The following is a 15126-nucleotide window of genomic DNA, read 5'->3' on the forward strand; positions in this document are numbered from 1 at the left end:
CACGTCACGGGCGTGCCGCGGCAAGCGGCGGAAGGAGCCTCTGAAGAGCCGCTCCGTCGACCGCGCGCGATGTCGTCCGCGCGTACCGCCGGACCGACCAGGAGTACCAGATGGCTTCCGCCGACGCCTCGGCGACCCGCTGGAACGCGTTGCGCAGGTGGGTCTCGCGCGCCTCCTTCGAGCTCGCTTCCCGCAGATGTTCCACGAGGTTTCCCGGTTCCTGGCTCTCGTAGAGACTGGTGATCATCTGCGGGTCGATTGCTCGTGCCTCGAGCGGGAGGAGAGTTTCGCTGCGCTCGACGGCGGCGCGCACGATACCGGGCACGGGCGTGAGCCCTCGGAGGAATCCACGCGAGGCAGCCGGGGCCGAGGAGAGCACCACGCCGAGCGCGCCGACATCGGCTGCCCGGGAGAGCTCGACCCGGAGAGTGTCGAGCAAGAGCTCGCACTCGGCGAACAACGCTCGCCACCGGGGGCTCGGTAGGTGAACGTTACGCCTTAGCCACAGAGCGCTCGGCGCTCCCGAGCGGATTTCGACGCCTCGCGACGGGGAGATACTCACCTGCTCGGTATGCCCCGCGCGTCGGAGCGCCTCGTCGAGGGCGTCGATTGTCGTGTGCGTCAGCTCCTCGAGGCACCTAGTGATCCCATACTGCAGCTCGTCCGCGCGGCGTCCGGTCGCCGCGCGGACAGCTAACGCGGACCGCGTGCGCTGCATACGGACCCCGTCGCGCGCTCTGCCGATGATGCCGGCGGTCGCCAGCGCCACGGCCACGAGGATCAGCGTGACGACAGAAGCGACATCTGCTAGCGACGGAGGGCTGGTCACCCACACGGAGACGAGGGGGGCGAGGAAGCCGCCCACCTGCCAGCCGCCCCACAACGTGATCAGCGGCCAGGTCCACACGACGATGCGGGTCAGCGCAGTCGAGGGGACGGCGGCGGCGAGGAGCATCCGGTGCGCCGTGAAATGCGTGGAGACCCGGCGCGGAACCTCGCGGCGCGACAGGCTGCTGCCGAGCCGTCTTTCGCCCGCGAAACGTATGGTCATGGCGAGGCGGTGGAGGAGTCGCCGTCCCACTGACCACGCGGTGCCGGTCGCCGCGAAGGCGAGAGCAGCAGCGATGAGCACGTCGAGCGGGGCTGCGAGCCCCAGCTTTGCCGTCCAGCTGAGCGGCCAGGCGGCGAGTACGCCGGTGACCGAGTCGATCGCGGCGAGAAAGTCCGTCATCATGTCCTCCCGTTGCGGGTCTCTCCCTCGAGCGTGCCAGACGCGGCATGGTCGTCTTTCGGTCGCGACGAGCGCGGCCCACAGTTCGCACGCACTGGGACGGCACTCAGTTCCGCGCCGAAAATGGACTGTGCCTGCGCGACGCGCGCGCAGACCGTGTGCCGGTGGACCCCCAGGGCGTCGGCGGCCGCATTGATCCGCGCATCGTGGGTAAGCCAGGTCCGTTTCTTGCCGGCCCCCGTTAGTTCGGGCGCTCGCAGGTTCTCCACAGATCGCTCGCACCACCTCCGTGGCGGCCCAATGCTCCCGTAGAGTCCGGTCGATGAGCACGCGACGGATCGACGTCGGCATGCGTCCATGCAGACATCTCGCTGACATGTGTCGCGTCCTGGCCGCTCGCAAGGGATCAGGACCGCAGAGTTCGGTGCTCGGACGGCGCGCCGGGGGCAGTTGATACCTACCAGTGGATGGACGACACCTTGAGCAGTCGGGACTGATGGCAAGCGATCACGCGGCCCGGCCCGCACGCCGCATCGGCTGGATCCTCTGGGTCGTTCAGGCCGTGGTGGCGAGCGTGGCGAGCGCACTCGTCTGGTTCCGATCGATCAGCATTCCGCATTGCGCGCAGAGCTGTGACTTCGAGCTCTTGAGCCGCACCAGCGCCGTGTTCGTTGTCATCGCCGTGGGACTCGTCGTGGCCGCCGTGGTCGGTCTGATGTTGGCGCGGAAGACGCGGTGGTTGTGGGTCTTTCCCGCTGGGGGAATCGCGCTCATCCTGGGGGCAGCCATGTTTGCTCATCACCTCAGTGATGTCGCGTTGCGCTTCGTCTGAGTCGGTGCGATGGGGGCGCCCGGTGCTCAGTGGGGTGAGGTGGCGACCAGCGCGGCCCACAGTTCCGCGCGCGCGGGAAAGGTGCCGAGGTCGACGCCGAGCAGCGTCTGCGCCTGCGCCACGCGCGCGCGCACGGTGTGCCGGTGGATGCCGAGCGCCTCGGCGGCCGCGTCGATCCTCGCATCGTGCTGCAGCCACGTGCGCACGGTGACGAGCAGGTGGGTGCCGTGGAGCGTGTCGTGCTCCCGCAGGGGCGCGAGGCGAGCGGCGGCAAGCGCGCGCGCCTCGACCGTATCGAGCTGACTCAGGATGCCGTGCTCGGCGAGGTCGGCGAATGCGACGAGCGTGCCCGGGACCGCGCGACGCAGCGCGGCGATCGCTTGCGCGTGGGCGTCGGGCAACTCGGGGTAGGCCACGGGCGTGGACACGCCCGTGCTCGCTCCGAAGAGGGCCGCGAACCGCTCGATCAGGTCGCGGCGGTCGGCGCCGGCCACCAGGACCAGTCCGTCGCCCTCGCGTCCGAAGAACAGCGCGCCGCGGTGTTCGGTGACCTGCAGCTCGAGCCAGTCCACCGCGGCATCGAGCTGCGCGGGCGCCACGGCGGAGACGGCGAGCAGTACCGGCGCGGGGGGAAGCGGCCCCCACAGCTCCCGCGACACGCGCCGCGCCAGCGTCGGATCACCGGTGAGGAGGCTGTGGACGAGCCCGGCGCGCAACGCCGAGCGCGCCCGCCCGAGACCGACGTTCTGTTCGAGCGCGAGCCCCGCCATCGCGATGACCGAGGTGACCACGCCACGGCCTTCGAGGTCGAGCTCGGCGCCGGCGATCACGATCGCGCCCCGGAGATGCCCGCCCCGGCCCAGGGTCTGCAGGGTGAATCGCGCTCCGGCGACCTCCAGCGTGGACGCGGCGCGGACACCCCGTCGCAACACGGTGCCCACCTCGTCGGTGAGCTGCGCGAGGGTCGCGGCGTCCAGGACATCGGCCGGGTGGCGCTGAGTGAGGGCGCCGGCCGCATCGAACAGCCCCACCCAGGTGTCCAGTTGCTTGGCGAGCTCGGCCACCGTCGCGCCCAGACCGTCGGGGCGCAGTGCTGCGAGCGAGATCGCCCGCTGAGCCGCGAGCGCCCACGTGCGTCGGGCGTAGGCCTGCGCGGCGATGGCATCCGCATTGGCGCGGGCGAGAGCGATGAACGGTGTCCGATACGGCACCTCGAACAGCGGCATCCCCTCGGCGGCACACGCGTCGATGAGCAGCGGCGGAATGCCGTCGCGGACGACCTCAGTACCGAAACCCAGGCCGCGCACGCCGCGAGCACGCAGACGCGACACGTAGGCCCGGAACAGGGCGGCATCGGCATCCGCGGCGAACTGTGTGCCCGTCGTCAGAAGCAGCAGCTCGTCGGCGAGGAACGGGGTGGGGTCGAGGAGGTCGGAGCCGTGTACCCAGCGCAACGGGGCGTCCAGGGCATCGGGTGCGAGCGCGTCGGCATCCGATTCGAGGCGCAAGTGCAACTCTCGGCGCGAGAGCAGAGCCCTGAGCGTGGGTTCAGACACCGGCATCGCCTCCCTCCTCTGTGTACGTGATGTACGTCACGATCATCAGAATGTACACGGCGGCGGCTGTGCGGCGCGGCCGTCCGGTCGTACGCTCACCCGCATGACCCTCGCCGACACCGCTGCCATCCCCCCGGGCGACACGCTCACCGGAGGTCCGTCACTTCCCCAGGAGCGTCGCCTGGTCACCGCCTTGCCGGGACCGCGCTCGCAGGAGCTCCTCGATCGGAAGGCCGCGGCCGTCGCGGCGGGCGTCGGACACACCGTTCCCATCCACGCGGTCGCCGCGGGCGGCGGCGTCGTGGTCGACGCCGACGGCAACTCGCTGATCGACCTGGGTTCGGGGATCGCCGTCACGACCGTCGGGAACGCGCACCCGCGCGTGGCGGCCGCGATCGCCGCCCAGGCGGCCCAGCTCACCCACACATGCTTCATGGTCTCGCCCTACGACAGCTACGTTGAGGTCGCCGAGGCCCTCAACCGCCTCACTCCCGGCGACCACGAGAAGAAGTCGGCGCTGTTCAACTCCGGCGCCGAAGCCGTGGAGAACGCGATCAAGATCGCGCGCAAGCACACCGGGCGCCAGGCGGTGGTCGCCTTCGACCACGCCTACCACGGCCGCACGAACCTCACCATGGGCCTCACGGCCAAGGCGATGCCGTACAAGAGCGGATTCGGTCCGTTCGCCTCGGAGATCTATCGGGCTCCGATGTCCTACCCGTTCCGCGACGGACTGTCGGGTGCGGAGGCTGCGGCCAAGGCGATCTCCGTCATGGAGAAGCAGATCGGTGCCGACAATCTCGCCGCCGTGATCATCGAGCCCATCCAGGGCGAGGGCGGATTCATCGTCCCGGCCGATGGCTTCCTCCCGGCCCTCGTCGACTGGTGTCGCGAGCACGGTGTCGTCTTCATCGCCGACGAAGTGCAGTCCGGCTTCGCCCGCACCGGGGCCATGTTCGCCAGCGAGCTGTTCGGCATCGTTCCCGACCTCGTCACTACGGCGAAGGGCATCGCGGGCGGCATGCCGCTGGCGGCCGTCACGGGGCGCGCCGAGATCATGGACGCGTCACATACCGGGGGCCTGGGGGGCACCTACGGCGGCAATCCCGTCGCCTGCGCGGCGGCCCTGGCCGCCATCGAGTCCTTCGAGAACGACGGACTGCTCGAGCGGGCGCGTGAGGTCGGGGGGATTCTCCGCGCCCGTCTCGAGTCTCTGCAGAAGGACGACCCGCGCATCGGTGATGTGCGGGGTCACGGCGCGATGATGGCGGCGGAGTTCGTCGACCCCGAGACGAAGGCTCCCGATGCCGCGCTGACGGCCGCGGTGGCCAAGGCGGCGATCGCCGAGGGCGTCATCGTCCTCACGTGCGGCACGTACGGCAACGTCATCCGCTTCCTGCCGCCGCTGAGCATCCCCGACCACCTGTTGAACGAGGGACTGGACGTGATCGCCGCAGCTCTGGCCGCCCACTGACCCCTCCCTCCATCCCAGCGAATCGGCGTCACGAATCAGCCCTCGACCTCTGGGGAGAGGCGCAGGATTCGTGTCGGGAGGGCAATCGGGGCAGGGATCCCCGCTCTTGCCCTCCCGAGACGAATCCGGAGCCGGTCGCCACATCGAAAGCCCGAGATACAAAGGAGTACCCCTCATGAGCGAGATCACACGAGACGTCGTGATCGTCGGCGCCGGCGCGGCCGGGCTGACCGCCGCCAACCAGCTGAAGAAGGCGGGGCTGTCGGTGGCCGTGCTGGAGGCGCGTGATCGCGTGGGCGGGAGGCTCTGGACCGACACGATCGAGGGAGCCCTGCTCGAGATCGGCGGTCAGTGGGTCTCACCCGATCAGGATGCGCTGATCGACACCGTCGCCGAGCTGGGACTGGAGACCTACTCGCGTTACCGCGAGGGAGACAGCGTCTATGTGGGGCCCGACGGGGTGGCGAAGCGCTTCACGGGCGAGATGTTCCCCGTGCCGGCCGAGACCGAGCGCACGATCGCGGAGATCACCGAGAAGCTCGACGCGATGGTCGCCGAGATCGACCCCGACCGCCCGTGGGCCCACGAGAAGGCCGCCGAATGGGACCGGATCTCCTGGGACGCGTGGCTGCGGTCTCAGACCGATGACGACGAGGCGGTGCGCAATCTCGCGTTCGCCACCGGGTCGGCGATGCTCACCAAGCCCACGCACACCTTCTCGCTCCTGCAGTCCTTGCTCATGGCGGCCTCGGCCGGCTCGTACTCCCACCTCGTCGATGCCGATTTCATCCTCGACAAGCGCGTGGTCGGTGGCCTTCAGCAAGTGCCGATCCTCCTCGCCGAACGGATCGGCGCCGACGTCTTCCTGGGCGAGCCGGTGCGGACGGTCGACTGGTCGGGCGACGGTGTGACGGTCACGAGCGACGGCATGACCGTTCATGCACGGCACGTGATCCTGGCTCTCGCCCCCGTGCTGTACAACCGGATCTCGTTCGTCCCCGCGTTGCCGCGCCGGCAGCACCAGATGCACCAGCACATCTCCATGGGCTTCGTCATCAAGGTGCACGCGGTGTACGACCGCCCGTTCTGGCGGGAGAAGGGACTGTCGGGGACGGCGTTCAGCCCGTACGAGCTGTCGCACGAGGCCTATGACAACACCAATCACGGCGACGAGCGAGGAACGCTCGTCGGGTTCGTGTCCGACCAGAACGCCGACGACCTGTTCACCCTCAGCGCCGAGGAGCGCAAGGAGCGCATCCTCGAGTCCCTCTCCCACTATTACGGGCCCGAGGCCAAGGACCCGGTCGTGTATTACGAGAGCGACTGGGGCTCGGAGGAGTGGACGCGTGGCGCGTACGCCGCGAGCTTCGACATGGGCGGACTCCACCGGTATGGCGCCGACCTGCGCACGGCCGTCGGGCCGATCCACTTCGCGTGCAGCGACCTCGCCGGCGCCGGCTACCAGCACGTCGACGGCGCGATCCGCATGGGGCGCCTGGTGGCCGACCAGATCGTCGGGGAGCTGCGGTCATGACCGGGCACATCGTCGTCGGATACACCGCGACCAAGACGGGGCGCGACGCCGTTGCCTTCGCCGCGCGCCTGGCGGCGGCCACTGGCGCGGTTCTCGACGTCGCCGTGATCCTCCCCTCCGACGGGCGGAGCGTCATCACACCGCCCGACGCGTCGTACGACCGCTACCTGCGCGAGCAGGCGCAGAAGTGGATCGCCGCCGCGATCGACCGCATTCCCGCCCATGTGGTCGCGCACGCCCACGTGCGGCCGAGCGAGTCGTTCGCCGAGGGGCTCATCGAGATCGCCGATGCTCTCCGTGCCGACTACATCGTCGTGGGCGCCGCCGACGGTGCTTCCCGGGGACGGCACCGGCTCGGGGCGACGACCACGGAGCTGTTGCATTCCTCCGACGTCCCGGTGGTGCTCGTGCCCCGAGGCGCACGCAAGATCGCGTCGGAGGTGGGAATCTCGCGCCTCACCGTCGCCGTCGGAACCCGCCCCGGCGCCGACGCGCTCATGACCGACGCCGAGGCGCTCGCCGCGTCGACCGGCGCTCCCGTGCGGCTCCTGTCCCTCCTTCCCGTCGACCTCCCGCCGACCGCCGACACCGCGGCGATCCGCATCGCCGGGTCGACCGAGGCTGCCGAGGTGCTCGCCGCGGCGCGTACGCAGCTGCCCGAGGGGATGACGGCAGAGGTGGTCGCCGCCGAGGGAGAGAGCATTGAAGACGCCGTCTCGCAGCTGGAGTGGCTGCCCGGCGAGGTGCTGCTGGCAGGATCCAGCCGTCTCGCGCAGCCGCGGCGCCTGTTCCTCGGATCGACGGCCGCGAAGATGCTCCACGAGGTACCCGTCCCCGTCATCGTGGTGCCTCGCACCCGCCAGCAGGAAGGAGGGGAGGCATGAGCAACGACGCTCCTGCGGTCCCCGCGGCCGCCACCAACGGCGGTCTGTCGAAGAAGGGCCTGAGCGCCGGGACGATCGGCTTGATCGGTGCCGTCGTCATCGGCATCTCGTGCATTGCCCCGGCGTACACGTTCACGGCGGCGGTGGGACCCACGGCATCCGTCGTCGGTGCGCAGATCCCCGCCGTCATCCTCGTCGGCTTCCTGCCGATGCTGCTCGTCGCGTTCGGCTACCGCGAGCTGAACAATCGCATGCCCGACGCAGGAACGTCGTTCACCTGGGCCACGCGAGCCTTCGGCCCCTGGATCGGATGGATGGCGGGCTGGGGTCTCGTCGTCGCGACGATCCTCGTGCTCTCCAACCTCGCCGGAGTCGCGGTCGAATTCCTCTTCCTACTGATCTCTCAGGTCACCGGCAATCCGGGCATCGCCGATCTCGCCTTCATCCTCCCCATCAACATCGGCGTCTGCCTGTTGTTCATGCTCGGGGCGACCTACATCTCCTACCGCGACATGCAGACGACGCAGAAGCTCCAGTACGTGCTGGTGACCTTCCAGGTGGCGGTGCTGCTGATCTTCTCGATCGCCGCCATCATGCAAGCGACGGCGGGCAACGGGTTCGACTTCACGCCGTTCTCGCTCGACTGGTTCAACCCCTTCGCGGTGTCGTCGTTCAGCGCCTTCGCCGCGGGCCTGTCGCTGTCGATCTTCATCTTCTGGGGGTGGGATGTGACCCTCACCATGAACGAGGAGACGAAAGACCCCGAGAAGACACCCGGCCGGGCGGCGACAGTGACCGTCATCACGATCGTGTCCCTCTACCTGCTGCTTGCGGTCGCGATGATCATGTTCGCGGGTGTCGGGACGGGCAAGCTGGGGCTCGGCAATGAGGACATTCAGGCGAACGTCTTCTTCTTCCTCTCCGATCCCGTGCTGGGCCCGCTCGCGTTCCTGGTGTCCCTCGCCGTGCTCACGAGCTCCGCGTCGTCGCTGCAGTCGACCTTCGTCGGTCCGGCACGAACCCTGCTTTCGATGGGGCACTACGGCGCCCTGCCGCCGTCGTTCGCGAAGGTCAGCCCCCGGTTCTTCACCCCCGGCTACGCAACGATCGCATCGGCGATCGTGGCGTCCGCGTTCTACGCCGTCATGCGCGTCGTGAGCGAGGACACCCTGTGGGACACGATCCTCACGCTCGGCATGATGATCTGCTTCTACTACGGGATCACCGCGTTCGCGTGCGTCTGGTACTTCCGCAACCAGTGGTTCGACTCGATCCGGAACTTCTTCTTCACGTTCTTGTTCCCCCTCGTCGGTGGGGCCATCCTGGGCGTGCTGTTCGTCACGACGCTGATCGACTCGATGGACCCGGCGTACGGGTCCGGGTCGAACATCGGCGGCATCGGGATCGTGTTCATCCTCGGGATGCTCATCATCGTCATCGGCATCGTCGTCATGATCTGGCAGTACTTCACGCGTCCGGCGTTCTTCCGCGGTGAGACGCTGTCGATCGACGCTCCCCCCAGCCTTCGCCGCGGCGGAAAGGTCACTCGATGAGCACGGAGACAGAACGCTCGCTTCTCGCCCAGGTCCCCACGGGGCTGTTCATCGCGGGGGAGTGGGTCGCCACCGGCGCCACCTTCCCCGTGAAGGATCCCTCGACCGGCGACACCCTGCTGGAGATCGCCGACGCCTCGCCCGAGCACGCCGTCCAGGCCCTCGATGCCGCGGTCGATGCTCAGGAGGCATGGGCGGCCACGCCGCCGCGCACCCGCAGCGACATCCTGCGGCGGGCATTCGACCTCGTGCAGGAGCACCGCGAAGACCTCGCCCTCCTCATGACGCTCGAGATGGGCAAGCCGCTCGCGGAGGCGCGTGGCGAGGTCACCTACGGCGGCGAGTTCCTGCGGTGGTTCAGCGAGGAAGCCGTGCGGATCTCCGGCCGCTACGGCCTCAACCCGGAGGGCACCGGGCGCATGGTCGTCTCGCAGCGACCCGTCGGGCCGTCGTTCTTCATCACGCCGTGGAACTTCCCGTTCGCCATGGCCACCCGCAAGATCGCGCCCGCGCTCGCCGCCGGCTGCACCGTCGTGATCAAGCCGGCAGAGCTCACCCCGCTGACGACGCTCTACTTCGTGAAGCTGCTCGTGGAGGCGGGGCTTCCCGCCGGCGTCGTGAACGTCTTCACGACGACGCGCTCGAGCTCGACGTCAGCGCCGGTGATCGCCGATCCTCGACTGCGGAAGCTCTCGTTCACGGGGTCGACCGAGGTGGGGCGCAAGCTCATCGCCCAGGCCGCCGACGGCGTGCTCCGCGTGTCGATGGAACTCGGTGGCAACGCCCCGTTCGTCGTGTTCGACGACGCCGACCTCGACAAGGCCGTGGAGGGCGCGTTGCAGGCCAAGTTCCGCAACATCGGCCAGGCGTGCACGGCGGCCAACCGCTTCATCGTGCATGAATCGGTGGCCGACGAGTTCGCCCGCCGGGTCACCGCCCGGGTCGCCGAGATGAAGATCGGCCGTGGCGCGGAGGACGGGGTGCAGATCGGACCCCTCATCGACGACCGCGCCGTCGCAAAGGCCGATGAGCTCGTCTCCGACGCCGTCTCGCGCGGAGCCACGGTGCTCACCGGAGGCAGGGCCCCGCGCGAGGAGGGGTTCGAGGCCGGCACCTTCTACGAGCCGACGGTCGTGGCCGGTGTCGTGCCGGGAAGCGCGATCCTGTCGGAGGAGATCTTCGGGCCGGTGCTCGCGATCGCGACGTTCTCGGACGAGGACGAGGCGGTGCGCCTCGCCAACGACACCGAATACGGCCTCGTGTCCTACGTCTTCACGCAGGATCTCGCCCGCGGACACCGCATGATCGATCGACTCGAGACGGGCATGATGGGACTGAACGTCGGAGTCGTCTCCAATGCGGCGGCGCCCTTCGGCGGCGTCAAGCAGTCCGGCGTCGGCCGTGAGGGCGGGCTGGAAGGCATCCACGAGTATCTGTCCACCAAGTACACGCTGATCCCCGCCGACTGAGCGGGAGCGAGGGAGCAACATGAGTGACTACGCGGTCGTCAACCCGGCCACCGGCGAGACCCTGGCCACCTACCCGACGGCAACGGACGCAGAAGTCGAGGCGGCGATCGCGGCCGCCGATGCGGCTTACCGCAGCTGGGGGCGCGCGTCGTCTCCCGCCGAGCGTGCCGACCTCTTGCGGAAGGTGGCGCAGCTGCACCGGGAGCGTCGGGACGAGCTCTCGGCCATCATCGTCCGCGAGATGGGCAAGCCGCTCGCGGCCGCGGAGGGCGAGGTCGACTTCGCCGCCGACATCACGGAGTACTACGCCGACCACATCGACAAGATCACCGGCGATGTGCCCCTGGAGATCGAGGGCGACGGCACCGCGGTCATCCGCAAGGCTCCGCTCGGGGTGCTGCTGGGCATCATGCCCTGGAACTTCCCGTACTACCAGGTGGCACGGTTCGCCGCGCCGAACCTTGCCCTCGGCAACACCATCCTGCTCAAGCACGCGCCGCAGTGCCCCGAGTCGGCGGCCGCGATCGCGAAGATGTACGCCGATGCGGGATTCCCGCCCGGAGCATACGCCGACGTACGGCTCACCAACGAGCAGGCCGCCACGGTGATCGCCGATCGTCGCGTGCAGGGTGTGTCGGTCACGGGATCCGAGCGTGCCGGCGCGGCCGTCGCCGAGATCGCGGGGCGGCACCTGAAGAAGGTGGCGCTGGAGCTCGGCGGGTCCGACCCCTTCATCCTGCTGTCCACCGACGACCTCGACGGGGCCGTCTCGTCGGCCGTCGAGGCGCGCCTGGACAACACCGGCCAGTCGTGCAACGCGGCCAAGCGTTTCATCGTGATCGACGACCTCTACGACGCGTTCCTGGAGAAGTTCACCGCCGCGATGTCGGCCGCGACCGTCGGCGACCCGTTCGCCGAGGACACGGTGCTGGGTCCCCTGTCGTCCCTCGCGGCGGCGGAGCGGCTCGAGGAGCAGGTCGACCGCGCGGTCGCGCAGGGCGCCACGCTCGTCACGGGCGGCAAGCGCGACGGCGCCTTCTACCCCGGCACGGTGCTGACCGGTGTCACCTCCGACATGGACGCGTACCTCGAGGAGTTCTTCGGGCCGGTGGGTGTCGTCTACCGGGTGGCGAGTGAGGCGGAGGCCGTCGAGGTCGCCAACGGCACGTCGTTCGGCCTCGGCTCCTACGTCTTCACGACCGACGCCGAGCAGGCCGAGCGCGTGGCCGATCAGATCGAGGCGGGCATGGTCTACGTCAACGTGGTCCTCGCCGACGAGCCGGCGCTGCCGTTCGGCGGCGTCAAGCGCAGCGGCACGGGTCGAGAGATGGGGCTCCTCGCCGCCGACGAGTTCGTCAACAAGAAGCTCATTCGCGTGGCCTGAGCCCCGACGCCCACGACGCCGCTCGTGGACGGGAGAGGGGAGGATGCCGCTCTGGCATCCTCCCCTCTCGTCTGCGCCGCGCGCGGAGGCTCAGGACCGGATGGTCGCGCGGACCTCCGCCGCTTCGGCGTGGCGGCCGAGCATCTCCAGCGCATTGCCGAGATCAAGGGCCACGGCATCGCGGAGACCCTCGACGCCGTCGGCGTGTTCGAGGGCGGTCCGCAGCAGCGGCACCGCGTCTCCCGGGCGCTCGGCGCCGAGCAGCAGACGGCCGGCCAAGAGCTCCGCTCCGGCGGACGACGACGCGTCGCCGGCACCCGCGAAGCCGTCTGCGGCCTGCAACGCGGTGGCCACCGCCTCGTCGGTGCGCCCGCGCCCGCCCAGTACACGCGCACGCGTGTCCAGGACGTCGGCGACGAACCAGCCGGCGTCGTGCTGTCGACCGAGCTCGAGCGCCTCGTCGAGCAAGGCGAACACCTCGTCGTCGCCGCGCTGGTTGTGCGCTTGAGCGAGCGTGTGGAGACCGTCGGCGAGCAGGCCCACCTCGTCCTCGTTGCCGCGCAGCAGACCGACGGCTGCGGTGAGGATCTCGATCGCATCGTCGACCTCCCCGAATCGTCCCAAGATGCGACCCTGCTGCACGAGCGCGAACGCGCGTCCCGGAACGTCTCCGGCTTCCTCCCGCAGATCGGCCGTGTAGGCCCACGCGCCCACCGCGTTGCCGAAGTCCTCGGCCCCCTGGAGCGCCTGCGCCAACAGCCCCGCCGTGATGGCCCGAGATGCGGGCTCCTCCTCGTTCTCGCTCTCCTCACGCAGCACATCGTTCAGGGTGTCCACTGCTTCCGCGGCGAAGCCGGCCGCGAGCATCGCGCGCCCCAGACGGAAGCGCACGTCGATGCTGGTGAGGTCGGCCGCCTCACGTCGGTCCGCGGCCAGGCGATAACGGCTGACGGCCTCGGAGGGGCGTCCCGCGTCCTCGTGCAGCGCGGCGGCGAGGAGGCTGGTCTCGGCGACGATCTGATCGTCCGCGCCGATGGTGAGGGCAAGGCGGGTCGCCTCGTCGGCCTCGGCCGCGCCCGCCGCGAACTCCTCCGCCATTCCGTGGAGGCGCGCGCGGGTGACGAGGGCCCGCGTACGGCGGCCGTCGTCCACCGCGGGGTCGGCGAGCAGCGCATCGACGGCCGACGCCGAGGCTGCCGCATGGTCGGGCGAGGCGAGGGCATCGGCCTCGAGCAGCTGCATGCCGTGTGCGCGGCGCAGGTCGCCCGCAGCGCGGAACAGGGCGACAGCGGTGCGCGCCGCCTCCGCCGCCTCGGCGTGCTCTCCTGTCCACAGCAGACCGATCGCGAGAGTCGACCACAGGTCGGCACGAACGTCGACGTCCGCCTCCGCGGCGCTCTCCAGTTCGGCGCGGACGAGGGGAAGCGACTCCTCGAGCCCGGCACCGAACAGGATCAGGCCGAGCCGCTCCTCCAGGTCTGCCTGAGCAGTCCGTCCCGCGGCCCGCAGCACCGAGAGGCGCTCGGGAAGGGCGGCAGAGGCCTCCTCGATGTGTCCGTACGCCACCAGCGCCGACAGGAGGTGCGAGGTCAGGGTCACTCGCTCGGTCTCGTCGGCATCGGGGAGCGCCGCGCGGATCGCGTCGATCGCGGTGCGGGATCCGGCGCTGCTGAGCACCAGCGCACGGTCGATCCGCTCCGCGGCCGTCTGGGGGGTCGTGGGTGCCGGCAGAGTCGAGAACTCGTGGGACCGGATCGGCACGTCGTAGCGCTCTCGTGCGGTCTCCCGCAGCCGATCGAGACCGCGCGCGTGAGCGTCGGTGCCGTTGCGTGTGTCGAACGCGGCGGCGATCCGCTCCGCCTCCGCCCATGCGCGCGCGGCGAGGTCGGACACCGTCCATGGACCCTCGTGGGGGCCGAAGACCTCGGCGAGCGGCTCGGCGTCGGATCCGCGCACGATCGTGTCGGGGTGCCCCGCTTCGGCGACGGCATCCAGCGCGACGGCGAACGCGCCGAGGGCGCTCACGTGCGCCTCGGCGTTGAGCCCGTCGTGCACGAGCCACGGCAGGTGCCGCTCGACGAGGGCGAGCGCCCGCGCCGCATTCCCGGTGACGACGCAGAACACGACGTTCTTCGCGACGATCGTCAGGTTGTCGGGGTTGTCCTTCGCCAGCCGGTAACTGCGCAGATGCGCCGTGCGTGCTTCCTCGAGCATCCCGGCCCGAAGGTAAGGCACGAGGGCGCGGGCGAGTGCGTGCTCGGGCTCCTCCCCACAGGCGAAGCCGCCCTCGACGAGTTCCTGGACCAGGCGGATGGCGTCGTCTTCGCGGCCGGTCTCGGCGAAGTACCCCGCGAACTGGCTGCGGACGCACGCGTCACAGTGGCTGTAGTCGTCGCGGGGCGTCGCTTCGAGCTGCTGCTGCAGCGCGTCGGCCTCCTCCCAACGCCCCGCCGCCCACGCGTCCTCGAAGCGCGCCATGAGCACTCCGCTGGAGCCGAGGCCCGCGCGGCGGTAGTGCTCCTCCATGTCGTCGAGCACGGCGGAGATCTGTTCCGGGGCGAACTCGGGAGATCCGCGCAGCGCCCCGGCCATCCACTTGTACTGCCACATCAGATCGCCCGCCGGTTCGATGAGGGCCGGGAAGCGGGAGGGATCGGCGTCGTGGTGACCGAGGCACCAGGCGAACGAGGTGAGCATGAGGTCGGTGTCGCCGATCATGTTGGCGCTCGAGGTCTGCCGCATCCGCGCCTCGTACTCCAGGCGCTCGTCGCCGCTCTCCTGAGCGAGGGCCACCGCCTCGGCGACGAGGGCGCGCTCCTGCGGCCCCCACGGGGTCTGGTCGATCTCGTCGAAGAGCGCGCGCACGCGGTCGGCGTAGCCGGTCATGTGGTTCCTTCCGTTGGCGTGGGGGTGTCATCGTCGAGGGCGTGGCCCAGGAGCTCGGTCAGCGACGTGGTCATCATCTCCCGGTCGGCGGGCCCGAGCGGGTGATGCCCCGCCAGGAGCGACTGGACGTACAGGAGACGGACGCCGGTCTCGAACACGCGGCCCTCCGGGGCGTGCGCGAGCCGGCGCACGAGCGCGTTCTGCCAATTGAGGCACAGCCGTGCGGCCGGGGCGTCGGTCGGGACGTCGGCGCGCCGACCGGCACGCGCGGCACGGTCGAGGACGCCGCCCCACAGTGCCCCGCCGGCGCTGCGGGCCCGTCC

Annotated in this window: 11 protein-coding genes and 1 pseudogene; 7 read left to right on the forward strand and 5 right to left on the reverse strand. The window is 70.1% G+C overall.

Annotation, left to right across the window (positions count from 1 at the left end):
• Positions 1-4: 4 nt before the first annotated feature.
• Positions 5-1231, reverse strand: a complete 1227-nt coding sequence (locus QM591_RS06730) for a hypothetical protein (RefSeq protein ID WP_415130870.1) — start codon at positions 1229-1231, stop codon at positions 5-7.
• Positions 1231-1590 (reverse strand): helix-turn-helix domain-containing protein, encoded by a 360-nt coding sequence (locus tag QM591_RS06735; RefSeq protein WP_415130872.1) that lies wholly within the window; start codon positions 1588-1590, stop codon positions 1231-1233. Before QM591_RS06735 ends, QM591_RS06730 begins: the two co-directional genes overlap by 1 nt.
• A gap of 137 nt (positions 1591-1727) precedes the next feature.
• Here QM591_RS06735 and QM591_RS06740 point away from each other — a divergent pair, with 137 nt between their 5' ends.
• Positions 1728-2063: a hypothetical protein gene (locus QM591_RS06740; RefSeq protein WP_415130874.1), complete on the forward strand. Its 336-nt coding sequence runs from the start codon at positions 1728-1730 to the stop codon at positions 2061-2063.
• Positions 2064-2089: 26 nt separating this feature from the next.
• Here QM591_RS06740 and QM591_RS06745 read toward each other — a convergent pair whose 3' ends face one another.
• Positions 2090-3625 (reverse strand): PucR family transcriptional regulator ligand-binding domain-containing protein, encoded by a 1536-nt coding sequence (locus tag QM591_RS06745; RefSeq protein ID WP_415130876.1) that lies wholly within the window; start codon positions 3623-3625, stop codon positions 2090-2092.
• Between the two features lie 97 nt (positions 3626-3722).
• Between QM591_RS06745 and gabT the strand changes: the two genes are divergently transcribed.
• The 6 genes from gabT (at position 3723) to QM591_RS06775 (ending at position 11917) form a co-directional block, all read left to right on the forward strand.
• Positions 3723-5093, forward strand: a complete 1371-nt coding sequence (gene gabT, locus QM591_RS06750; protein ID WP_415130878.1) for a 4-aminobutyrate--2-oxoglutarate transaminase — start codon at positions 3723-3725, stop codon at positions 5091-5093.
• Positions 5094-5268: 175 nt separating this feature from the next.
• Positions 5269-6627, forward strand: coding sequence for a flavin monoamine oxidase family protein (locus QM591_RS06755; RefSeq protein ID WP_415130880.1), 1359 nt, complete (start codon positions 5269-5271; stop codon positions 6625-6627).
• Positions 6624-7511: a universal stress protein gene (locus QM591_RS06760; protein WP_415130882.1), complete on the forward strand. Its 888-nt coding sequence runs from the start codon at positions 6624-6626 to the stop codon at positions 7509-7511. Before QM591_RS06755 ends, QM591_RS06760 begins: the two co-directional genes overlap by 4 nt.
• Positions 7508-9064, forward strand: a complete 1557-nt coding sequence (locus QM591_RS06765) for an APC family permease (protein ID WP_415130885.1) — start codon at positions 7508-7510, stop codon at positions 9062-9064. The genes QM591_RS06760 and QM591_RS06765 overlap by 4 nt, the downstream gene beginning before the upstream one ends.
• A complete protein-coding gene (locus QM591_RS06770) occupies positions 9061-10533 on the forward strand; it encodes an NAD-dependent succinate-semialdehyde dehydrogenase (RefSeq protein ID WP_415130887.1) in 1473 nt (490 codons plus the stop codon). The genes QM591_RS06765 and QM591_RS06770 overlap by 4 nt, the downstream gene beginning before the upstream one ends.
• Positions 10534-10552: 19 nt before the next feature.
• Positions 10553-11917 (forward strand): NAD-dependent succinate-semialdehyde dehydrogenase, encoded by a 1365-nt coding sequence (locus QM591_RS06775; RefSeq protein ID WP_415130889.1) that lies wholly within the window; start codon positions 10553-10555, stop codon positions 11915-11917.
• A gap of 90 nt (positions 11918-12007) precedes the next feature.
• Here the strand turns inward: QM591_RS06775 and QM591_RS06780 are convergent, their stop codons facing one another.
• Positions 12008-14803 carry a hypothetical protein gene (locus QM591_RS06780; protein WP_415130891.1) on the reverse strand — a complete coding sequence of 932 codons (2796 nt, stop codon included), beginning with the start codon at positions 14801-14803 and terminating at the stop codon, positions 12008-12010.
• A pseudogene (locus QM591_RS06785) lies at positions 14800-15126 on the reverse strand (HSP90 family protein); the annotation flags it as partial. The gene QM591_RS06780 and the pseudogene QM591_RS06785, both read right to left, overlap by 4 nt.

It is taken from the genome of Microbacterium sp. (assembly GCF_047607225.1).
Taxonomy (GTDB): Bacteria; Actinomycetota; Actinomycetes; order Actinomycetales; family Microbacteriaceae; genus Microbacterium.